The following is a 21,400-nucleotide window of genomic DNA, read 5'->3' on the forward strand; positions in this document are numbered from 1 at the left end:
GGATAAACCGACTTTAATTTCTATATTTTTCAACGAAATTGTATGTTTTATACGAGGTTATATACAAATTTCGTGATTATTAGACAGAAAATTAAGAAAAAAAGAAGGGTTTTTCACCTCCTTTCTATAATTATATAAGTATAATCTTTGTGTAGAAAAGAGGGGTATATAATGGAAGTAACAAGTAAAACAGAATCTGTCATTGTGAAATATGAAGGGCACGTTGCAACGGTTATGGTCAATCGCCCAGAGGTGTTAAATGCATTAGATGAGCCAACGTTAAAAGAGCTATTACAAAAACTGAAAGAAGTAGCGGAGAGTTCTGCGCACATTGTTGTGTTATGCGGGAACGGCCGTGGTTTTTCTGCGGGTGGAGATATTAAATCGATGCTTTCAAGTAATGATGAAAGCAAGTTTGATGGTATTATGAATACTATTTCTGAAGTCGTTGTGACTTTATATACGATGCCAAAGCTCGTTATTAGTGCGATTCATGGACCAACTGCTGGCCTTGGATTAAGCATTGCGCTAACAGCTGACTATGTGATGGCAGATATATCATCCATTATTGCGATGAACTTTATTGGAATCGCTTTAATTCCAGATGGCGGCGGACATTTCTTCCTTCAAAAGCGCGTTGGTGAAAATATGACGAAGCAAATTATTTGGGAAGGAAAGAAATTATCAGCGACAGAAGCGCTTGATATCGGCTTAATTGATGAAGTAATCGGTGAGGATTTCCAAACGGCTGTGAAGCAAAAAATTAGTGAGTGGTCACAAAAGCCGATTAAAGCGATGATTCAAACGAAACAAATTTTATGTGAAGTAAATCGCTCTAATTTAGAACAAACATTGCAGCTTGAAAAACGCGGTCAATATGCGATGAGACAAACAGCGGATCATAAGGAAGGTATTGCTGCATTTTTAGAAAAACGTTTGCCGGCATTTAAAGGAGAATAAAGTGTAATGATAGTTTTACTACCGGTTAATTTAAGGTAAAGGGGAGAAAGTGCTAACACATTTTAGTATAATTGTGTTAGCACTTTTTTTAGGAGTAATATATGAAGAAAATTATTGGTGTTATCGTTATTATTTTACTTACATATTATGCTTTGCATAGTACACCATCTCTTGCGGTACGAACTGCACTATTCTTTGAAGGGCATCCAATTGTTGCTTTCTCAGGTGAAGTGGAGAAAGAACGGGATGTGAAAAAAGAGGCGATTCCTGATGAGTACCAAACCTTATATGGCGATAAGAAAGAAGAACCAGAGCACTATTTCTTTCCGCACGTAAGAGCAAAAGGATCAGGAATTGATATGATTAGTGCATGTGTGACGAAGAAATGGTTTTTCTATAAAGCAGAGCTCGGATGTTATTAAATATAGGAGGTTGGATGATGTCAGCATATAACAAGTTAGTACGAGATCGTGTTCCAGAGAAGATTTTAATGTCTGGAAAAACATATACAGCACAAAAATTAACAGGACAAGCATACATACAAGCTTTAGCGAAAATTGGAACGGAAGAAATTCGTGAATTTGCTTCTATGAAAGAGCGTGAACATGCGCTTGATTCTCTGGCGGATGCACTGGAAGTAATCATCTCATTAGCGCGTGCAGAAGGTGCGACAATTGAAGATGTAGAACGTCTTCGCAAGCAAAAAGAAATAGAGCGCGGTGGGTTTGAAAGAGGTATTTATTTATTAGATGTTTCAGAAGAATAGATTTGTAGGGAAAGCATAGCGTTACGCATTAACGCTATGCTTTTTTGTTACAATTAAGCTAATAATGAAGAAGATAGCTGTTAATACCCAGCCAATTGTAATAGAAGTAGTAGTATGAACGGCATAAGAAACTTGTAAACAAAGTAATGATGCTAAAAACCAAATGAGTGCAATGTGTACATATTTTTTTGATATATTCATATTGTATAACTCCTTTTATATACTAAAGTGAATTTTACTATAATTTAGAAAATTGAGCTATATGAGTAGAGGTTTTCTAGCAAATTTTGTATACTAAATAATAGAGAAAATGAGGAGGAAACGACAATGGCACATCATGCGAAAGAAACGATGGAACTGATTAAGGAGCTTGTCTCTATTCCGAGTCCGTCTGGAAATACAGAGAAAATCATTCGTTTTATTGAAAACTATGTAAGTGAGTGGAATGTAGAAACGAAGCGTAACAATAAAGGCGCTCTTATTTTAACGGTAAAAGGGAAAAATGATGCACAGCACCGCTTATTAACAGCACACGTTGATACGTTAGGTGCGATGGTAAAAGAAATTAAGCCTGACGGTCGTCTGAGTCTTTCTATGATTGGCGGATTTCGCTGGAACTCTGTAGAAGGGGAATATTGTGAAATTGAAACATCAAGTGGTAAGACGTATACAGGAACGATTTTAATGCATCAAACGTCTGTACATGTATATAAAGATGCAGGTGAAGCGAAACGCGATGAGAAAAATATTGAGGTTCGCATTGATGAGCGCGTATTTTCAGCTGATGAAGTACGTGAATTAGGAATTGAAGTAGGAGATTTCGTTTCATTTGATCCACGCGTTCAAATTACAGAGAGTGGATACATAAAATCACGTCATTTAGATGACAAAGTAAGTGTTGCGATTCTATTAAAATTAATTAAGAGATTACAAGATGAAAACGTAACATTACCATATACAACTCATTTCTTAATCTCTAACAATGAAGAGATTGGGTACGGCGGAAACTCTAATATTCCAGAAGAAACGGTTGAATATTTAGCAGTAGATATGGGAGCGTTAGGTGATGGACAAGCATCTGACGAGTATACAGTATCTATTTGTGCAAAAGACTCTAGCGGTCCATATCATTATGCACTGCGTAAACATTTAGTAGAGCTTGCGAAAACGAACAATATTGAATATAAAGTAGATATTTATCCGTACTATGGATCGGATGCATCAGCTGCAATTCGCGCTGGATTTGATGTGAAACATGCATTAATTGGAGCAGGTATTGATTCTTCTCATGCATTTGAGCGTACACATGAAAGATCGATTGCTCATACAGAAGCACTTGTTTATGCATATGTATTATCAGAGATGATTGCAGAATAAGAAAAGAAATAGGCTACTTCTAGTAGCCTATTTTTTGTTTGCAGAGAAATCGACTTTATTTAACAAAAAGTAAATTAATTGTAATTTATTTTACAATATTAAGAAAGTAGGTTTACTACATAATTCGAGTATTATAAAATAATAGAGGCGCACTAATTTTTTTTGTTTGGATTTGTCGAAATTTATATATTAAGATTACGCGTTATTAAAAGATGATTGTCGAGAGGAGTATTATTTTTTATGAAGTATCGTGCAGTCGCGGCAGGTATTTTAGCCGCAAGTTTATTATCGTCTCCAGTAAGTAGTTTCGCAGCAGCGAAGAAGTTTTCGGATGTTCCTACATGGGCGCAAGAATCAGTTGATTATTTAGTAGGAAAAAAGGCGCTTGATGGAAAGCCAGATGGAACGTTTTCTCCATCTGAAGCAGTAGATAGAGGATCAGCTGCAAAAATTTTAGCAGTCGTTCTTGGTTTACCAATTGATCCAAAAGCAAAGCCATCATTTAAAGATGCACAAAATCATTGGGCAGCTCCGTACATTGCTGCAGTGGAAAAAGCAGGTGTAATTAATGGGGATGGTACTGGTAAATTCAATCCATCAAGCAAAATTAACCGTGCATCTATGGCATCTATGTTAGTACAAGCATACTCATTAGATAAGAAAATTATTGGAGAACTTCCAACACAGTTTGAAGATTTGGGACCTCATTGGGGTAAGAAACAAGCTAATATTTTAGTAGCTTTAGAGATTTCTAAGGGTACGGGAGATGGCTGGAATCCTGAAGGAATTGTAACTCGTGCAGAAGCAGCTCAGTTTATAGCGATGGCTGATAAAGATAAAACAGATACATCAAAAAGAATGTATATGAACAGAAACTTTATTACATATCATCAACCATCGTTATCATCTGGTATTACTGATGTTCAGCACAAGCCACAAATGGTTGTAGTGAAAGAACAAAGAGCAGACGGCTGGTTGAAAATTGTAACAAGTAAAGGTGAGAAGTGGACACCTCTAACAGAAAAAACAGAAACGATTCATGAAGGATTTACTACTTATGAAAAAGCTTCACATAGTTCTAAAGTGCTAGGTACATATAATGCACAAACAGTAACGGTTATGGAAGAGAGTGGTAGCTGGATTCGTATCCGTGTAGGCGCTGGTTTCCAGTGGGTTGATAAAAACCAATTAAACCCAGTGAAGCAAGGTAACTTCTTAGAAGGTAAAGCGATTATTATTGATCCAGGTCACGGTGGAATGGACTCGGGTAATCCTGGTTATTATGAGAAAGAAAGTCAAACTGTATTAGACGTATCATTACGATTAAAGAAAATATTTGAGCAAAAGGCACCATTTACTGTTATGTTCACTCGTACAGATGATACACGCCCGGGAACAAGTGGTCCTGATTCATTAAAGAAACGTGTAGAATTTGCACAGGAACATAATGGAGATATTTTTGTAAGTATTCATGCTAATGGCTCTCAATATAAAAATGGACAAGGTACAGAAACATTATATTATCAGTCAGCAAGAGCAAAAGTAACGAATCCGCATGTAGAAGACAGTAAGTTATTAGCACAAAAAATTCAAGACCGTCTTGTAGCAGCACTTGGAACAAAAGATCGTGGTGTGAAACATCAGGACTTATACGTAACTAGAGAAAATACAATGCCAGCTGTATTAACAGAATTAGCATTTGTAGATAATAAAAGTGATGCAGATAAAATTGCTACACCAAAACAGAGACAAGCTGCAGCGGAAGCGATTTATCAAGGTATTTTAGATTATTACGAAGCAAAGGGTAATAATGTATCTTCTTTCCGTTAATACATCAAAAGAGATTGCCAATGGGCAGTCTCTTTTATTTATTAACGTTTCTCTTTATTTCCGGCATGTGATATCATTTAATTTTATATGAAAAAGTATTGTAATTATAACGATATAGAGGATGATAATAGATTGAATAATCATAGTAAAACACCTGCATGTATATATACGTATGCATTTCGTGAGGAGGAGCGTGCTTTATGTTACTTGGAAATGCGCTCGTTCTTTGGAATGGAGTCTCACGTTAATATTTTGAAAAGTGATGTCAAAATTGATCCAAGTAGAAGTGCGTTTATAAAAGAGCGCGTTGAGGTTATGTACGAAGGAGACGACTTAGAAAGCATTTTAAAACAAGTAGAACAAATTGATTTGGCGGGGGCGTCATTTAAAGTGATCTTCGTTAAAATTAATGACCTCGTTGGGGAGAATAAAATTGAATATGGAGAAAGACGTCTAATAGAGCGAGACCTCGGCATGCATATTGAAGGAGAAGCGGATGTTCGTAATCCAGAGCGTGTATTCGGGATTGTTCCTCTTGGAGGACGCTGGTACTTCGGGCACTATGTAGAAAGTGAGCCAGTTTGGTATCATCACATAAAAAAACCACATAGTTATTCGACATCCCTTAGCACACGTGTTGCGAGATCAGTTGCCAATATCGCTGTACCAAATCCAGAGGGAGTACGAGCAATTGACCCATGCTGTGGTATTGGAACAGTAGTAGTAGAAGCACTTTCTATGGGGGTAAATATCGTTGGTAGAGATATAAATCCACTTGTAGTTCTTGGAACGAGAAAAAATATCGCGCATTTCGGATTGGAAGGAACAGTAACAAAAGGTCCAATCGAGGAGATTACTGAGAACTACGACGTTGCAATTATCGATATGCCGTACGATTTATTCACTCACGCAACACCAGAAGACCAGCTCTCCATTCTTTCAAGCGCGCGCCGCATCGCTAAAAAAGTAGTCGTTGTCACGATGGAAACGATGGACGACATGATCCATGAAGCAGGATTCGAAATTACAGATCGCTGCACTACAAAAAAAGGATCATTTTCTAGACAAATTCTTGTTTGCGAATAAGAAAGGAAGGTCACCCGTTTGAGGTGCATAGCCATCAACTTAAAAAAAGTGTCTCCGATGCCAAAGGCATCGGAGACACTTTTTTTTACAATTATTTTGACACAGCTAAATCCATTCTTTCTGGGATAGAAGTCATGCATGTGATTAAAAAGAACAGCTTGATTTCCGGGACCAGTCTGTCCAAAGTCAGAAAGAATTCATTCATCAATTTTTTGGACTTGCACCATAAGGTACAATGCAGTTAGGGATATGGGATTTATTCTCTTTTATTTTTAACCGTTTTTAGCGTATACATAATAAGTTTTAATACTAGTATCATTATGAATAAATCCGTTTATTTATATTATCCTCTGACTATTTCCCCATTATTCATTATAAACACTTCATCACATAAGAGTTTAATATCTTCTTGTATATGACTGGCTAATAATATAGTTACACCTTTATTCTTCAATTCTAAAAGTAAATCCCTAATTGAAGAAACACCTTGAGAATCTAATCCATTCATTGGTTCATCCAGTATAAGAATATCTGGATTTTCCATAATAGCTTGGGCAATTCCTAACCTTTGTTTCATACCCAATGAATATTTTTTTACAGCTCTTTTATCATTCGGATCTAACCCGACTAGCTGAATTGCATTAATAATTTGTTCGTTACTAATTTTATTTTGAATACTTGCTAACCATTTTAAATTAGTAAAACCACTTAATTGTTGTAAAAAACCAGGATGTTCAATTAAAGCGCCTGTTCGATCAGGAAAATCAGTTTTTTCACCTAAGATGTTCCCATTTACTGTTATTGTTCCTGTTTCTCCTTTTGTTAATCCACATATGGCTTTGAATAACATACTCTTTCCCGATCCATTATGCCCCACAAACCCGTATATTTTCCCTTGGTATAAATCCAAATTAATATTGGTCAATATGTTGTTTCCTTTTATTTTTTTACTAAATCCCTCTACTTGTACTACTACTGTATTATCATTCATGATAACCCCCCTTTAAACATATTACATAATTTTATAAAGTAATTTTTCCTTGCGATTATAAAAAAACCAACCAATCCCTATAACTAGACATTCTAAAATAAACATATACATAAATGACCAAGATGGAGAAATAGTATTAACAAAATCTGAAGAAACACTATTGTTTTTCACTATAAGTTGGATACCTGGAATCCACTTTAAAGCTCCTACATTTAAAGTGTTCGTAAAAAATACCATTACATAAGAAAATATTGCAAATAAAAACCCATAAATTGGATTGGAAGTAAGTAACGTTATTACCAGTTGTAATATCTGAAAAAAAAGCATACTAATAATTTGTATACTTATCACAGTTACTAGTGTAGTTATTTGGTTAGTGATAACAGGTAATAATTCATTATCCGAATTTAAAACATGTTTTGGCAAATCTAATGAAACTATAAATATACAAATATGCTCTATAACTACATATGCAAAACAAGTAATTATTAAAGTAATAATATGACTAACATACCATTTGAATAATGATTTCACCCTAGGAATGGTCATATAAGATTTTAAAATACCTTCTTCCAAAGAATAAATAGCCGTAAGATAACTAAATAATATATAAGGAAGTATCATTACCATTGTTTCAAGTAATCTATAGTGAATTGGATTATATTTACTGCCCAGCATGAAAAATACAAAATCAAAATACGAGTATGTCTTATCATAAGAATACATCATACTATTCATTTCCTGTTTATTATATATGCAAATTAAAAAAAATAAAGCTACACAAAGTATGATTTGCCAAGCTCTACAAAAAGACTTTAAATTCATCCAAGTAATTCTAAATAATATACTTTGAAACATTAAATCTCCCCTTCATAAAACGGACCATCTTCGAGCTAACAAACGTCCTAAAATAAAAAGTAACATGTAAATAATATATAGCATAATAAAAGTTGTTAAAAAATCTAATTGATGTGGTTTGTAATAAAAGAATTCTAATATCATAAAATTATATATTGAAATGAAATTAAAAAAACCTAAATCTATATAATGATAACAAATGTAGCAAAAAATCAAATATACAATATTAATTACAATAACCATTGTTTTTTCCTTATTAAACATCATAAATAATACAATATTGAAGAGTCCAATAATATTCAATACCATCATAGCTAACACAAAAGATAAAATAAAAGCAAATATCGGTGAAAAAGCTTTTGAAAAATCCATATGTGGTAAAGAAATTAATGGGGATTTTCCTGCAAGTACATTTGCCACTTCTTGACTCCAAGATACATCATATGGAAGTAAAATCAGATTTACTGCAAGAGGGATAAGATAAAATAAAAGTACTGCAACCAAGCTATGTATACAAATAGTTATTATTTTAGAGAATAACCATTGTTCTTTACTAATAAGTCTTATAAAAATATTTACTTCATCATTGTCGTATAAAACTTTAATAATAGAATATAAAAAATATAAAACAAGTAAAAACAAATTGATTTGATAATTACTTATAAAAGAAAATACACCGTCCCAAAAATTAAGTGTAGAAATGTCTGGCAGTTCATTAGACATTAATTTGCTAGACATAAAAGCAAGAAAAATTGAAATGCTAATAAATACATACAATTTTGTTTGGAATAATGTTTGATTTAAATTGTAATACGCTAATCGCCAAAGAATCGATTTTTTCATTAAATTTTTTCAAGCTCCTTTCTGGAAGAAATAAAAAACACGCTGAAGCTAATAATTAACATTCCAAATAAATGTAGTGTAATGTCTAGTAAAGTAACAGTTTTCATTTGATAAAATGAATTAACAACCCCAGGTGAAAATCTAGGTAAGCCAATTGTATGAAATGTAATAGTACCTACATACAAAAATATTAGAGGAGTAATTAACGCAATTAATCGATTATTAATAACAGAAGAAAGGGCTAAAGAAAATATAGAATACACCGCTCCAAAAATAAAGTGTACAACTATAAAAAATAATATGTATTGATTAGGGTTATAATTATAAATCTCACTTAATACTCCAAAAGGATAAATCTTTAAAGGTTTCGTAATATCACCTTGAAGAAAAATACTAATAATAATAAAAAACAATATTAACGGAAAACTAACAGAAAGTGCTCCCGAAAGGGCAGTTGCTGAAATTTTTGCTATTTGATAATATTTTTTCTTCGTTCTAACAAGAATACAGTTGATAAAATTTGTTTCAATATCCAATCGATATGATGTCGAATATGCTAAGCATGCTAATAAAGGTGAAATAAGCACATAAAAATCTGTACCATACACCCAAACTTCATATCTATTAAACGCCAATTCCTTTAATAAATTAACTTGAGATTCAGTGATATCAGATGCGCTAGATAGAAACAAATAAGGTTTTAAACTAGTATAAGCACTATAACAAATCATAATTATTCCCAAGAGGATAGATAATAAAAACATTTTATTACATATACCTTTTTTTATTTCAGCAACTATAATTCCCATACATAATCTCCTTTTACAAAGATAAATAGTTAAATTCAATAATCTTATATATTAAATATATAAGATTATTGAAGTAGTTATTTCGGATTTAATCAACCTAACATATTATTAATATTCGTCAGGGCTAAAGCTACCTGATGTTTTAAAACGATCCCATGTAGTTGGAGGAGTCATATTTAGTCTGTAAGTATAACCACCTTTTCCAGTATTATTAGTTAAATGTTCACGATTCCCACTATATACAGTAATCTTATCACTTCTGGCTTCGCCATCACTGTTAAGAATTACAGAGCGTTGAGAACCAGTAGAAATATGATCATTGTTATCAATTCCGTCTACATTATCTCTAAATTTTTTCGCCGCGACTTGAGCATGCCATCCACCATAAGTCACTTCGCTATAAGGTGTAATGTCCCTTGCGAATGCATCTGCTCCAAAACCAATCCCGCTTGCTAATACTAAACCACCCGTTAATAACATTAATGATTTTTTCATAAATAAACCTCCATTTATTTTTCTATAAAACAATCGCGATTAATTAATACTTTACAACTTTTTCATAATTTTACCATATAATTTCCATCGGTATTTTATTTCTCAATAATGATCAGAATAATCAGATTCAAGAAACTGAGCTGGTTGCCATTGCTATTTACAAAAGAAATATTTTATAAAATATCAAAAATAAAACTTTCTCAACGTCATAAAAATATAGAATAAGAGATATTTCATTAACAGTTAATCTAGGCGATTCGACAGGTATAATTGTTAATCCAAGTCGTACTACCTAAATCTTTATTTTTGATATATTCGGCTAGGCAACATCTTCACACTGTCAAAAAAATTTTACAAAGAAGAAGCAAAGCAGCCAAGGTGAATATTTTCAAGTGTGCTGTTGGTGCTATCCTATCACTATCAAACTAACACTGGTGTTTATCTAATTCTGAAAGAATTCAATCAGTGTTTTATTCTCAATCTGGACAGTAGTTACAACGAAAATTAACCTTATACACTTAATTTTCAATTAATTGTAATGGATGGATTAATTGTTAAATATATACATTTATAATTAATTGTAATAGTATATTTACAAATACAGGGAATGGAGGAGCGTGAATGTAAAAAATTTTAGATAAGACATAAAGCTTCATATTACAGGTTTATAGTTTAGGGAGAAATAAAAAAATTGGGGGAATTAATTCACTATGTTAAAGAAACTGATATTTATGTTAATGGCTTTTACTTTAGTTTTTGTCCCAACTCTCGCTTCAGCTGCAACTATAGACGATGGAAAGAAATATAATGCAAAACATGAGGAGCTAGAAGCTCAAGTTAAAGAATTAGAATATATATTTTCGGTTATTATGGTAAAAGATAAAAAAACAGGCAAGTATGTTCTTAATAAAGAAGAGTTGGCGAAATCTTCATATAATAATGAAGAAAAAGCAGCTATTATTGCTGGTGTTTATCTAATGAATGATGAAGAAATACCAACTAATCTGTACACAAGTAATGTTTGGGAAAGATGTTGGCAGGATGCATTAGGTATTGGTACATCATATTTTAACAAAATAAAGACGTATCTCAAAGAAGAAGATTATTGGGGAGCATTGGGAGTGCTTTCATTACTTGGTTTGTCTATCAATCCTGTAGTGTTATTTGGTTTTGCAGTAACTTGCGGACCAGCTCCAGCTTCTGTTGCGCCAAATCCTCATGAATAATTTGTATAATACCTTATAAGAAAATTTACTAAAAAAGAATCTCTTTTGCGAATCTATTAATGCATAAGAGGTTCTTTTATTTTTTAATAAGTATAGTTGAGAAATACTATATGAATTTTGTTGATAAAAGGTGGAATTGAAGTAAATTAAACTTTCATATGATATGCTTATTCTATATTAATTTTTAAGAGAGGAGTTGATTAGTTATTACAATTGTAGAGAATATATTTAATGCCTCTGTATTATTAATGTTTATATCGACTTTTAGTTTTTATCTGTATTTACGAAAAATAAAAAGAGAAAGAAAGCTCACTGGTTTCGAATTTACAATGTTTATCTTAACACAAGTTGGTTACATTCTTTGGGGAATCTATATTATTTATATAAATTTTGCTTGATGTGTACCTGGAAATAATATATTTATAAATGAAGGATATTAGAAAAGGGCACTCGTACAGGCATAGCCATCAACTTTAAAAAAATGCCTCAGATGCTATCTCTATTAAGCCTAGAATTTCAGACGGCGTTGTTTTTCGACACCACCAATCTTTTTTCTATTCTTTTCAATATCTTGAAAGAGGCTACTAAGCACTGAACCAGATGTTGGAAAGTACAAAAAAAGTGTGGTGTGTATTTTTTTAGTTAGATTTGTACCATATAAGCGCATTTTAGCTCACTCATTTCTTTTTTATATTTCTCCCACAAAAGTCTTCGTATTTGATAAGCAAGTTCTTGTAAAGGAGGAATAGAAAATTTTTCGGGATTTTTCATCCGGTAGGCGAAATTCTGCAACTAATATGTTATCGTTTGTAGATATAAATTAGGCCCCACTTTCATGCAGTACTGCATGAAAGTGGGGCCTAATTTTATTATTTTATTCATTTCCTTAAGTTGATGGCTATGCCCGTTTGGGTGCTTTTTTGTGTTGTAGTATGATGTGGGATTGATTGGTAGAATGGAGGAGGTTTGTCGATAAATCTATATCGTTTAGTTAGTAGATTATTTTTCGTGTAACTTCTCTTGTTGTGCAAGTAATAAATTGCGTAAGACGTGCCCGCGGTAGCTTTCTAGCTTTCGTCCTTCATGATAACGCACACCTAATTTTTTTAATTCAGCTACGTACCAGCCTTTTGTTCCGTAATACATGGGATCACTTCCTTTTGCTTTTGAACAGTATATGTGGCGGGGTGAATTAACTTTCCATTGAAAATAATAAGCCTGGCTGTATCAAGGGGCTCCATACCATAGCCTCCGGACAGTGTATAAAAAAATAGACAACAGTGTATGCTTTTTTACACAATGTATACAAATTTATACCTTATGCGTTGGCATGATATTTGCAATAAAAAGAGTATCAACATATAGGGGAGAGATAGAAATGAAGGTTAGTAAAGTGTATACGACAATTGATGCCCACGTAGCTGGAGAGCCGCTTCGAATTATTACAGGAGGCGTGCCGGAAATAAAAGGAGATACGCAGCTAGAAAGACGCGCGTACTGTATGGGAAATTTGGATTATCTTCGCGAAGTTCTTATGTATGAACCGAGAGGACATCACGGCATGTACGGTTGTATCATTACACCGCCTGCAAGTACTCACGCTGATTTTGGTGTATTATTTATGCACAACGAAGGCTGGAGTACGATGTGTGGTCACGGCATTATCGCTGTTATTACAGTCGGAATTGAAACTGGTATGTTTGAAACAAAACAAAAGTTTATTATTGATAGCCCTGCTGGGGAAGTCATTGCGTACGCAAAATATAACGGGAGCGAAGTAGAGTCTGTATCATTTGAAAATATTCCTTCATTTGTATACAAAAAAGACGTTCCTATTAAAATAGATAACTATGAATTTCAAGTAGATATCGCGTTTGGTGGAGCATTTTATGCGGTAGTAGATAGTAAAGAATTTGGCTTGAAAGTTGATTTCAAAGACTTATCTGCTATTCAACAGTGGGGCGGTAAAATTAAACATTATATCGAGAGCAAAATGGAAGTAAAGCACCCGCTTGAAGAAGGTTTAAAAGGAATATACGGCGTTATTTTTTCAGATGAGCCGAAAGAGACAAACGCAACTTTACGAAATGTAACGATCTTCGCTGACGGGCAAGTAGATCGTTCTCCTTGCGGCACAGGAACTTCCGCGAGAATCGCAACCATTTTTGAAAAAGGTATTTTACAAAAGGGAGAAATATTCATCCACGAATGCATTACTGACGGGAAATTTGAGGGGGAAGTATTGTCGGTAACAGCGGTACATACATATGAAGCTGTCGTTCCGAAAGTAACAGGGAATGCATTTATTACAGGATTTCATCAGTTCGTTGTAGACCCGAGAGATGATTTGAATCGGGGATTTTTGTTAGGATAGAAGGAGGAGGTGGAAAGATATGCTAGTCATAAGCGCGAACGAACAACGAAAATTAGTAAATATGAACGAAGTCATTGCATACGCGGCGCTTGCTTTACAAGAGTTTTCCGCAGAAAGAACGATCACACCAATACGTACTTCATTACCATTTGCGAATGAGAAAAATACGGCATTAATTATGCCTTCCGTAGCGGAAGGACTTGAAGCACTTGGTTTAAAGGTAGTAACAGTAGTCCCGCAGAACAAAAAGATAGGAAAGAAAACGATAAATGGGATTGTAATGCTATCAGACTTTCAAACGGGAGAACCGCTCGCGCTTTTAGAAGGATCGTACTTAACGATGATTCGAACAGGCGCCTTATCGGGAGTAGCGACAAAACATTTAGCTCGTCATAATGCAAAAACTTTATGTATTATCGGGACAGGCGAACAAGCGAGGGGAATTGCCGAAGCTATATTTGCGGTTAGAGATATCGAAAAAGTTATGTTATACAATCGAACAGAAGAAAAAGCGTATGCATTTGCGCAATATATACAAAAGAAATTTGGTAAACCTGCTTATGTTCACACAAATGCAAATGAAGCAATAAGCGAAGCAGACATCATCGTCGCAACTACGAACGCATCCACACCAGTCTTCTCAGAAATCTTGCAAAAAGGCGTCCACGTAAACGCCGTCGGCTCATTTAGGCCGAACATGCAAGAACTACCATCTCACGCCATCGCTAATGCAAACAAAGTAGTAGTTGAATCAAAAGAAGCATCATTAGAAGAGACAGGGGACCTTCAAGTTCCGATACAGGAAGGTTTATTCAAAGCTAGCGACATCCATGCCGAACTTGGTCAAATCATAAGCGGGGAAAGGGCTGGTAGGGAGAACGATGAGGAGATTACTATTTTCAAATCGGTTGGTTTGGCGGTAGTGGATATTATCGTTGCGAAGTATTTGTATGAGAAAGCGGTGGAGCATGGGATAGGGAATAAGATTGAGTTTTGAGGGGGCTGCCTTTTGGTGGTCTTTTTTGTTTGGTGTGGTTAGTGCGGTTGTGGGATTGGTTGTTGGTTTTTGCGCTGGTTTTTGCGAAATTTGTCGGTAAGTCGATATATTCGGAGTTGCGGTCGATATAATTGGATAATCGCTGATATATTTTGGGTGTCTGTGGCATTCATTGGTAGAAAGAACCGTCCGAGCGTATGATACAATGGAAGTAGCTCGTAAGTAAGGACGTGAAAGTATGAATGGTATACAATTTGTTCAATTGTATGTAATGAAAAGTGCTGAAAAGATTGATGAATTATATATACGTGAAGAACAAGGTATCACAACTCTCCCCATTATAAAGCAAACCCCGCGTAAGATTATAAAAACAGCAGAACTTCTTTTTAGTGAAGAAGAAGTTTCAGATGTTTCTACTACTATTATAAAAAACTTTTATTCACCTAATGTAAGGAAAAGAGAAAGTGATGTTTTAAAGTGGTTAACAATGCATGAAATGATCGATTGTATAGAACGAGGGATTTTAATTAAGGAAGTGCGTTTTGAGAAAGATGGGAAAACGGTTCATTCCATTTTTTATCGAATGGGGTACGGTTTGTTTACATATATGGAAAAGAAACAGCAGCTAGAAAAGGCAAGAGAGGAAGAGGTTTTACAGCAATGGATGAAGCGCAAGCAGTCTATGCCGAAGTACATAAATGAGTATACGGAAAGATTGTGGCATGTTTTGTGCAATATTGAAAGTGATTTCTCTTTTATAGATGAAAAACGTTGGTCGTTTCAGAAGACATTTCTATTTTTAGAGTTTCTACTTGCTACATATAAAATGAGTTGTGAGAAACGTACATTTGACTGGAAAGAGATTGGCGCGGCGTATTATGAAGTGATTGGTGGTTCTAAAAAGTTTGATCAACATAAAAAAGAGTTTCTTAATAAGCTGGAAGATCTGTTAGATGCTCCGCCGCATTGTTTAGGTTTAGTGAGCTTAGGGACAGTGACGCCTATCTTTTTTTGTGGGAATTTATATGAAGGTAATACGCGTTATGAGTGTGACACAGTGCGCTCCTTAACGGATTTGGTTGTATTTCGTCATGCGTATAAAACGGATGCGAAGGTGTTATGGCTCGTTGAAAATAGGGCGGTATTAACGAGGATGGCCGCAGAGGATGACTTTATTGCAAGTACAGGTAGTCTCGTTATCGGAGTGGATGGGCAATTACGTAGTGGGCATAAAAAGTTGATTCAAAGCGTATTGGATCGATCAAAATCAATTACGAAAATTATAATTTGGACGGATTATGACGGTGCGGGGGAAATTATTAGTGGTAAGCTATTCGAACTAGTTTCTCCGTATGAACAGTATACGAGATGGATTTCTTCAGAAGGAAAGGTATTAAATAAGGAAGAATTTGAGCAATCTGTTCGTTTACGCGAAAGTGAACAAGAAGAGAGTTTAGGAGGCGTGGATAATTGGAAGAAATGGATCAGTCAGTAATTTCGATTTTACAAACAGATCCGTCGCATGTGTCAGTACGAAATGCGATGAAGGATTTAAATAAGTTATCAGGTGTTATTTCAGAGCTTGGGCAGAGTGAATATTTTAATGATCCATTGAAAACGTACGAGTTTCTACTATTATTAAACATTTTAAACGAAGAAGCGCTTGGATTGACGTCTTCTATTGAAGATGTGCGTACGTTGAAATTTCGTTACCGGAATATGTACGGTGGAGATCAGTCAATTCGCTTAGAGCACTTCATTAATATTTTAGATAAATATGGATGGATTGCGAAAGGGAAGAGCAAGATTACGATGATGGACGTTGGGAAGCGAATGATTGATGTGTTAATTCGCCTAGCAAACGATTCGTTAGCGTATTACATGCAAGATGAAATAACGAGATCTTTATATCAAGCAAATCGCGATGCGGATTTAAGTGAAGCGTATGATGATAAAGGTGTATCGGGTGGAAATAAGTTAGCGAGTATGATTAAAAATGTAGAAGAAGCGGTTGAAAGACTGAAAGAGAGAGAACTGGAATATTTAGCGGACCGCTATGCGTTGCCGCAAGTACAAATTATTCATCGTTTAATGAACGAGCTAAATGTTCGTTTTGAAGAAAGGTTCCAAAAGTTTCAAACGTTTGAAGAAAGTCTTGTGTTAGAACCTCTTGTAAAAAGAGGAACGAGCGTTATGTTTGAAGGGTCACAAGTGAGTCTTGGAACGATTAAGAAGATTTTACATTTTACACATATTCAGCAGTCTACAGTTGGAGCGAATATTCGTCATGATGCGCTGCGTCGTTTTATTGAAAATTGTTTTACGAAGCAAAATATGGAATTGCCAGATGCGCATGAAATTTTAAGTTTTATGGAACAAGACCGTAGAGAAGGCGAGAGACAAGATGGATTATGGATGCCAGTACAGTTTGCGGCGCCGCTATCAAGTGCTGCGATTTCTAGTGGCATTCAGTTTTTGGAAGAGTACGAGCCATATACGGATCATATAGAAGAAGTTGTTCAGGAAGAATATGAAGATATAGAAGAAATGTCAGAAGCAGAAGTGAAGAAGCTAATGGCAGATCAGCAGTGGAGTATGACGAAAGAGCAAATTCAAACGGAACGATTAGAAGAGTTTCTTCTGGAACAAGAAGAAGTTGATATGGAAGAACTAGTGCTGGAAGCCGGTTCTAATACGTGGGGAGATGCGGTAAATGCATTAATCGCACTGTCAGCTTTAACCGCTAATAATAAGGCGGATATTATGGATGATCAAAATGTAAAAGAAAGAAATATAGAAAAAGAATGGGAATGGGGCAGTGACGATGATAAACGAAAACGAGTTCGAAGCCGAGAAAGGAATTAATCCGCTCGCAAAATTAGGAGAGCTTCGGTACATATTGTCTCGTGATGAAGAGCATACGTTTATGCAACTTTTATTTTCATCTTCAGCGCGTATGAGAGCGACAAATTTTGGATTGCGTCGTAAAGAAGTAATGAAAATGCTTGGGTTACATAGTGAAGATATAGAAGGCTTTGAGTCATTTGTAAAGCGCATAAATGGTGCGCTAAGTGGCTATTTTCAGTGTGTATATGATGAACGACGTGATCAAGTTATTGTGCTGATGCGAGTGCCAGCAAAACAAGCGAGAGAAGTATTATCTTCGGAAAGTTTAGGTTTGCTTATGTTTATTTTTTATCATCAAGAAGTGTTGCAAAATGAATTTACGCTATTTAACCAATTACTGAGTGCGCTTGGACACGAGACGTTGCAAGCGCGTAGAAAAGTACAAACGAATTTAGATCCACTTTTAAAAATTGGGGCGATTACGAAATATGATTCCCCGTCTCAAGAAGAGGCATATGCGTTAACGGCAATTGGAAGTAGAATGTTCTCGGACTCGTTCTTGCATAGAGCGGCGGAATTCAGTCAGTCACAACAACTTCATATGGATGATGTTTTGAAATTCTTTAAACGTTATAACGTAGGAGGTGGAGAAACGATATGATTCCATACCGTATTTCTTTTTCTGGTATACGTGATTATAAGCCGAGAACGATTTCTTTAATGGGAAAACGTGACCACATTTTAATCTCAGGTGCAAATGGTGCCGGGAAATCAACGCTAACGTTTTGCTGGGGCGCTGTTATGGCATCTACGAAAGTAAATGTGGAAGGACTGCGCTCAAAAAACCTTCCGGACAATAGAGTATGGCGAGCAAAAATTGAGCTCGTATATGAGAATGACGGATTCGTAGATGCGGCAAAATATGTAAGATTTACGCTTGTGCTTGAGCAAGAGCCAGGTCATCCATTAAAGAAAGAATATTATATTGCAGAAGGTGATCAAGTAGATGAGTGGGAGCAAGAAACGCGATTCTCATCTTCAGATAAGCATTTTAACTTTAGAGAGTATAAAAGAATGCTTCTTCAAAAATATAAAATTGATCCAGATGCATTCTATTTAATTTGGTATCAGCAAGATGTAAATCAATTTGCTGTTATGAAACCAGAAGAACGCTTCCGTATTTTTAGCGAAATGACAGGAATCGAAAGTATTCAAAAGTCTTGGGAGTCTTTCAAAGAACAAGAACGTGATAAGGAAGCGATTTTGCAAACGGCTCGTAATAATCAAATTCAATATAAGTTCGAGCTTGAGCGCTGGGAGAAAGAGAAAAATCGTTATGAAGATCAACAAAATCGTATAAAAAAAGGGATTCTGCAATATAAAACAGCGTTATGTACGCTAGAAGATCATTATTATACAGAGCGTATGAAGTATAAGGATGAGCTAGAAGATGTGAAAGAGAATCTTGATGAGAAGTATGAAGAAGCTCAGCAAGGAGAAAAACATTTTACGCAATTGGAAACGGAGCTATTAGCGAAACAAGTTGAGTTTCAAAGTGTAGAAAAAGAGCGTGCAATTGCCGAGGAACGACAATTACAATGTAAAAAAGAAAGTAAAGATAAAGAGCGAGAATGGAATGCGGTTAAAGAAGAGATAAAAGATGTAACAGATCGCGTGAAAAATATAGGGATTAGCGAAGAAGTTGTTAGAGCCGAAAAGAGTAGTAAAGAGCAGCAATTGCAAGAAGCTGAAAAGGAAAAAGTATACACAGAACAGCTTATTAATGAGACAAGTCATAATGTAAATGAATTAAGGTCAGAAGTTGCGAAGCTAGAAGTACAAGTAGATAACGATGAAGCGGCGGTCATTTCTGCGAAGAACTACATTGAGCAATATAAGTCTAGTTTCTATATGGAAGAAAAGCATACAAAAGTAGAAAGTATGATGAGACAGACGAAAGATCTTGTTGAAACGGTGAAGAAAGATCTTCAGCAAAAATACGAAGAGAAAAAGCAGCTAGAGCTAAATCGTTACGTCAGTCCGAGACAAGAAGAAGGACTACGATATTTTAGAAGACAAGGGTTACAAGCGTATCCGCTTCGAGACTTAATAGAATTAGAAGGCGACGCAGAATTTCGTCATGAAGATATTTTAAATACAATTAAATATGCGATTTTCGTAGAATCAAAAGAATTCACACCACCGAATGATTTGTATTACGTACCGTTGCCACTCATTGTTCCAACTGAAAGTGTCATTTCATTACCGCAGTACCAGTTAAGAATTAAAGAAGGGGACAATGAAAAACTTGTTTCTGTAGCGATGAAAGCTTTATGGTGGGTAAAACAATTTTTCACAGGTGAACAGCCGTGTATTCAAAAAGGTAGTCTAATGGATATAAGAGGATTACGTGGTGAACAAGAGAAACCAGAATACATTTTAAGTGAAAAAGCAATTATGCAACGTCTAGAAGAGGCAGGAAAATGGATTGAAGAAAACGAAAAGCAGCTCATCCAATATGAACGCGATATTCATACGCTAAAAGAACAGGAAAGAAAACTTCACGATATTGTATACAAAGTACGAGATGCAGAGGCAGTTTTACAAAAAGCAGCCGAACGTACATTTAGAATCGAACAGTTAGGACGAAAAACAGAAGAGAAACAAAGATTAGAACAAGAAATACAAAGACTATATGCAATTAACCAAGAATTGCATACGCGTATATCTCGCTTAAGAGAACGTCTCGAAATGTTAGAACAGTACGAAATGATATATGATGAACTGCATAAGGAAAAAGAAAAAATCGCGTATATGCAAAAGCTGGAACAAATGCATAGAGAGTTATTGGATGAGCTCAAGAGAGTAATAGAGCAAAGAGATATACTGGATGAGACTTGTAATAGATTAGAAATTGAATGTAATAAAGCGAGTCAAAAAACGAAACAACAAAAACAAGAAGTAGAAGAATTACGCGCGTATATTCAGCGTTTAGAAAAGAAAAAACAAGATATCCAAGAGCATTTCATAACGACAGAAGAAAAATTAATTAGCATACAAAGAGAAAATCAGGATGCGAATGACACGTACGGAAAATTGTTAGAGCAACTAGGTTGGGAAAAACAAATAGAAGAGTGGTCTGAAGTAAAAGCGATGGATCAAAAACAAACAGCAGAAGTTATGTTAAAAGGAGCACTCGGTGAAACGGTGGATCCACTCGCACCGGAAAATTACGCGAAGATGAAAGAAGAAAACGAAAAAAGTAATGCCGAACTGCATAACGCAGAACAAATATTGAACGAACTTCGTGAAAATATAGCACTTATGAAAGAACGCCTAGAAACAACAATTCAAATGAACGCTCACAAAATCCATAAGAAATTTGAACAGTACATGGAACAATTCCACTTCGAAGGGAAAGTAGAATGGAATATGGATACAAATAAACACGGCGACATGCGCTACTATTTATACATAAAAGCGCGTAAAAAAGGTCACCGCGGCAAAATGGAAGACATTAGCGCCAAAGGACGCGGAGGAAAAGTAGGAAGCGGCGTATCAGGAGGAGAAGAATCCCTTTCATCTCTACTATTCGCACTAGCCTTACTACAAACAATCGAAGCATCCCCAGGCTACATCATCCTAGACGAATACGATAGCGCCCTAGACGACAGCCGAAAAGAAAAAGTCTTCACCTTATTCGAAGAAGAACTAAACCGAAAAATGATCATCGTCTCACCAAAAAGTCACGATCCAAACTACTTACAACACTTCTCGCAAGCACTTACAGTAATGCATGATGCTAGTGTGCCGGTTAGTCGGATTTTGCAGATTAAGAGGGCGATAGAAGAAACTGAAACCGTAATCAAGGATAACTAATGATAAAACTCCCATATCAAATTTTGACATGGGAGTTTTATTACTGGTTAATATGGAGATAA

19 protein-coding genes and 2 pseudogenes are annotated in these 21,400 nt (G+C 35.3%); 14 read left to right on the forward strand and 7 right to left on the reverse strand.

Annotated features, from left to right (window positions below; translation table 11 throughout):
- The first annotated feature begins 171 nt into the window (after positions 1-171).
- From ACVWY7_RS04275 to ACVWY7_RS04285, 3 genes are all read left to right on the forward strand, one after another.
- Positions 172-960, forward strand: a complete 789-nt coding sequence (locus ACVWY7_RS04275) for an enoyl-CoA hydratase (RefSeq protein WP_000454174.1) — start codon at positions 172-174, stop codon at positions 958-960.
- Between the two features lie 101 nt (positions 961-1,061).
- The gene (locus ACVWY7_RS04280) at positions 1,062-1,382 is read left to right on the forward strand and encodes a hypothetical protein (protein WP_073524746.1); all 321 of its coding nucleotides are present in this window, start codon (positions 1,062-1,064) and stop codon (positions 1,380-1,382) included.
- Between the two features lie 17 nt (positions 1,383-1,399).
- The gene (locus tag ACVWY7_RS04285) at positions 1,400-1,726 is read left to right on the forward strand and encodes a nucleoside triphosphate pyrophosphohydrolase (RefSeq protein WP_001277353.1); all 327 of its coding nucleotides are present in this window, start codon (positions 1,400-1,402) and stop codon (positions 1,724-1,726) included.
- A gap of 21 nt (positions 1,727-1,747) precedes the next feature.
- Here ACVWY7_RS04285 and ACVWY7_RS04290 read toward each other — a convergent pair whose 3' ends face one another.
- The gene (locus ACVWY7_RS04290; protein ID WP_105989963.1) at positions 1,748-1,927 is read right to left on the reverse strand and encodes a hypothetical protein; all 180 of its coding nucleotides are present in this window, start codon (positions 1,925-1,927) and stop codon (positions 1,748-1,750) included.
- A 126-nt stretch (positions 1,928-2,053) separates the two neighbouring features.
- Between ACVWY7_RS04290 and ACVWY7_RS04295 the strand changes: the two genes are divergently transcribed.
- The 4 genes and pseudogenes from ACVWY7_RS04295 to ACVWY7_RS04310 all read left to right on the forward strand — a co-directional run.
- A complete protein-coding gene (locus tag ACVWY7_RS04295) occupies positions 2,054-3,103 on the forward strand; it encodes a M42 family metallopeptidase (RefSeq protein ID WP_072192336.1) in 1,050 nt (349 codons plus the stop codon).
- Between the two features lie 240 nt (positions 3,104-3,343).
- Positions 3,344-4,933, forward strand: a complete 1,590-nt coding sequence (locus ACVWY7_RS04300; protein WP_456523682.1) for an N-acetylmuramoyl-L-alanine amidase — start codon at positions 3,344-3,346, stop codon at positions 4,931-4,933.
- Positions 4,934-5,065: 132 nt separating this feature from the next.
- Entirely contained in the window at positions 5,066-6,019 is a 954-nt protein-coding gene (locus tag ACVWY7_RS04305; protein WP_071737360.1) for a TRM11 family SAM-dependent methyltransferase, read from the forward strand.
- 92 nt (positions 6,020-6,111) lie between these two features.
- Positions 6,112-6,248: pseudogene (locus ACVWY7_RS04310) on the forward strand (IS6 family transposase); the annotation flags it as partial.
- Positions 6,249-6,362: 114 nt separating this feature from the next.
- Here ACVWY7_RS04310 and ACVWY7_RS04315 read toward each other — a convergent pair.
- From ACVWY7_RS04315 to ACVWY7_RS04335, 5 genes are all read right to left on the reverse strand, one after another.
- On the reverse strand, positions 6,363-7,010 hold the full coding sequence (locus ACVWY7_RS04315) for an ATP-binding cassette domain-containing protein (protein WP_073524751.1): 648 nt from the start codon (positions 7,008-7,010) through the stop codon (positions 6,363-6,365).
- A 21-nt stretch (positions 7,011-7,031) separates the two neighbouring features.
- Positions 7,032-7,868 carry a hypothetical protein gene (locus ACVWY7_RS04320; RefSeq protein ID WP_073524752.1) on the reverse strand — a complete coding sequence of 279 codons (837 nt, stop codon included), beginning with the start codon at positions 7,866-7,868 and terminating at the stop codon, positions 7,032-7,034.
- Positions 7,869-7,880: 12 nt separating this feature from the next.
- Positions 7,881-8,711: a hypothetical protein gene (locus ACVWY7_RS04325; protein WP_073524754.1), complete on the reverse strand. Its 831-nt coding sequence runs from the start codon at positions 8,709-8,711 to the stop codon at positions 7,881-7,883.
- Complete coding sequence (locus ACVWY7_RS04330; RefSeq protein ID WP_073524755.1) at positions 8,711-9,520, reverse strand: hypothetical protein; 810 nt, start codon at positions 9,518-9,520, stop codon at positions 8,711-8,713. Before ACVWY7_RS04330 ends, ACVWY7_RS04325 begins: the two co-directional genes overlap by 1 nt.
- Positions 9,521-9,628: 108 nt before the next feature.
- Complete coding sequence (locus tag ACVWY7_RS04335) at positions 9,629-10,015, reverse strand: hypothetical protein (protein WP_073524757.1); 387 nt, start codon at positions 10,013-10,015, stop codon at positions 9,629-9,631.
- Between the two features lie 710 nt (positions 10,016-10,725).
- On the opposite strand from ACVWY7_RS04335, the gene ACVWY7_RS04340 reads away from it, so the two are divergent.
- A complete protein-coding gene (locus ACVWY7_RS04340; protein ID WP_073524759.1) occupies positions 10,726-11,241 on the forward strand; it encodes a hypothetical protein in 516 nt (171 codons plus the stop codon).
- A 999-nt stretch (positions 11,242-12,240) separates the two neighbouring features.
- Here the strand turns inward: ACVWY7_RS04340 and ACVWY7_RS04345 are convergent.
- Positions 12,241-12,482 (reverse strand): annotated as a pseudogene (locus ACVWY7_RS04345) (YflJ family protein).
- A 137-nt stretch (positions 12,483-12,619) separates the two neighbouring features.
- Here ACVWY7_RS04345 and ACVWY7_RS04350 point away from each other — a divergent pair.
- The 6 genes from ACVWY7_RS04350 (at position 12,620) to ACVWY7_RS04375 (ending at position 21,338) form a co-directional block, all read left to right on the forward strand.
- The gene (locus tag ACVWY7_RS04350; protein ID WP_307853464.1) at positions 12,620-13,615 is read left to right on the forward strand and encodes a proline racemase family protein; all 996 of its coding nucleotides are present in this window, start codon (positions 12,620-12,622) and stop codon (positions 13,613-13,615) included.
- A gap of 19 nt (positions 13,616-13,634) precedes the next feature.
- The gene (locus ACVWY7_RS04355; protein ID WP_212114624.1) at positions 13,635-14,612 is read left to right on the forward strand and encodes an ornithine cyclodeaminase family protein; all 978 of its coding nucleotides are present in this window, start codon (positions 13,635-13,637) and stop codon (positions 14,610-14,612) included.
- Positions 14,613-14,850: 238 nt separating this feature from the next.
- The gene (locus ACVWY7_RS04360; RefSeq protein ID WP_212114626.1) at positions 14,851-16,107 is read left to right on the forward strand and encodes a toprim domain-containing protein; all 1,257 of its coding nucleotides are present in this window, start codon (positions 14,851-14,853) and stop codon (positions 16,105-16,107) included.
- Positions 16,083-17,477, forward strand: coding sequence for a hypothetical protein (locus tag ACVWY7_RS04365; protein ID WP_212114628.1), 1,395 nt, complete (start codon positions 16,083-16,085; stop codon positions 17,475-17,477). Before ACVWY7_RS04360 ends, ACVWY7_RS04365 begins: the two co-directional genes overlap by 25 nt.
- Positions 17,437-18,120, forward strand: coding sequence for a nuclear hormone receptor family protein (locus ACVWY7_RS04370; RefSeq protein WP_212114630.1), 684 nt, complete (start codon positions 17,437-17,439; stop codon positions 18,118-18,120). Before ACVWY7_RS04365 ends, ACVWY7_RS04370 begins: the two co-directional genes overlap by 41 nt.
- Positions 18,117-21,338 (forward strand): AAA family ATPase, encoded by a 3,222-nt coding sequence (locus ACVWY7_RS04375; RefSeq protein ID WP_212114644.1) that lies wholly within the window; start codon positions 18,117-18,119, stop codon positions 21,336-21,338. Before ACVWY7_RS04370 ends, ACVWY7_RS04375 begins: the two co-directional genes overlap by 4 nt.
- Positions 21,339-21,400 lie beyond the last annotated feature (62 nt).

Source organism: Bacillus sp. TE9106W, from assembly GCF_054062215.1.

What these genes read in the sequence shown, in the direction of transcription:
- ACVWY7_RS04370 (WP_212114630.1), top strand. Translation starts at nt 17,437, where the DNA reads ATGATAAACGAAAACGAGTTCGAAGCCGAGAAAGGAATTAATCCGCTC.
- ACVWY7_RS04340 (WP_073524759.1), top strand. Translation starts at nt 10,726, where the DNA reads ATGTTAAAGAAACTGATATTTATGTTAATGGCTTTTACTTTAGTTTTT.
- ACVWY7_RS04285 (WP_001277353.1), top strand. Translation starts at nt 1,400, where the DNA reads ATGTCAGCATATAACAAGTTAGTACGAGATCGTGTTCCAGAGAAGATT.
- ACVWY7_RS04375 (WP_212114644.1), top strand. Translation starts at nt 18,117, where the DNA reads ATGATTCCATACCGTATTTCTTTTTCTGGTATACGTGATTATAAGCCG.
- ACVWY7_RS04360 (WP_212114626.1), top strand. Translation starts at nt 14,851, where the DNA reads ATGAATGGTATACAATTTGTTCAATTGTATGTAATGAAAAGTGCTGAA.
- ACVWY7_RS04320 (WP_073524752.1), bottom strand. Translation starts at nt 7,868, where the DNA reads ATGTTTCAAAGTATATTATTTAGAATTACTTGGATGAATTTAAAGTCT.
- ACVWY7_RS04350 (WP_307853464.1), top strand. Translation starts at nt 12,620, where the DNA reads ATGAAGGTTAGTAAAGTGTATACGACAATTGATGCCCACGTAGCTGGA.
- ACVWY7_RS04335 (WP_073524757.1), bottom strand. Translation starts at nt 10,015, where the DNA reads ATGAAAAAATCATTAATGTTATTAACGGGTGGTTTAGTATTAGCAAGC.
- ACVWY7_RS04275 (WP_000454174.1), top strand. Translation starts at nt 172, where the DNA reads ATGGAAGTAACAAGTAAAACAGAATCTGTCATTGTGAAATATGAAGGG.
- ACVWY7_RS04290 (WP_105989963.1), bottom strand. Translation starts at nt 1,927, where the DNA reads ATGAATATATCAAAAAAATATGTACACATTGCACTCATTTGGTTTTTA.
- ACVWY7_RS04295 (WP_072192336.1), top strand. Translation starts at nt 2,054, where the DNA reads ATGGCACATCATGCGAAAGAAACGATGGAACTGATTAAGGAGCTTGTC.
- ACVWY7_RS04330 (WP_073524755.1), bottom strand. Translation starts at nt 9,520, where the DNA reads ATGGGAATTATAGTTGCTGAAATAAAAAAAGGTATATGTAATAAAATG.
- ACVWY7_RS04355 (WP_212114624.1), top strand. Translation starts at nt 13,635, where the DNA reads ATGCTAGTCATAAGCGCGAACGAACAACGAAAATTAGTAAATATGAAC.
- ACVWY7_RS04325 (WP_073524754.1), bottom strand. Translation starts at nt 8,711, where the DNA reads ATGAAAAAATCGATTCTTTGGCGATTAGCGTATTACAATTTAAATCAA.
- ACVWY7_RS04300 (WP_456523682.1), top strand. Translation starts at nt 3,344, where the DNA reads ATGAAGTATCGTGCAGTCGCGGCAGGTATTTTAGCCGCAAGTTTATTA.
- ACVWY7_RS04315 (WP_073524751.1), bottom strand. Translation starts at nt 7,010, where the DNA reads ATGAATGATAATACAGTAGTAGTACAAGTAGAGGGATTTAGTAAAAAA.
- ACVWY7_RS04280 (WP_073524746.1), top strand. Translation starts at nt 1,062, where the DNA reads ATGAAGAAAATTATTGGTGTTATCGTTATTATTTTACTTACATATTAT.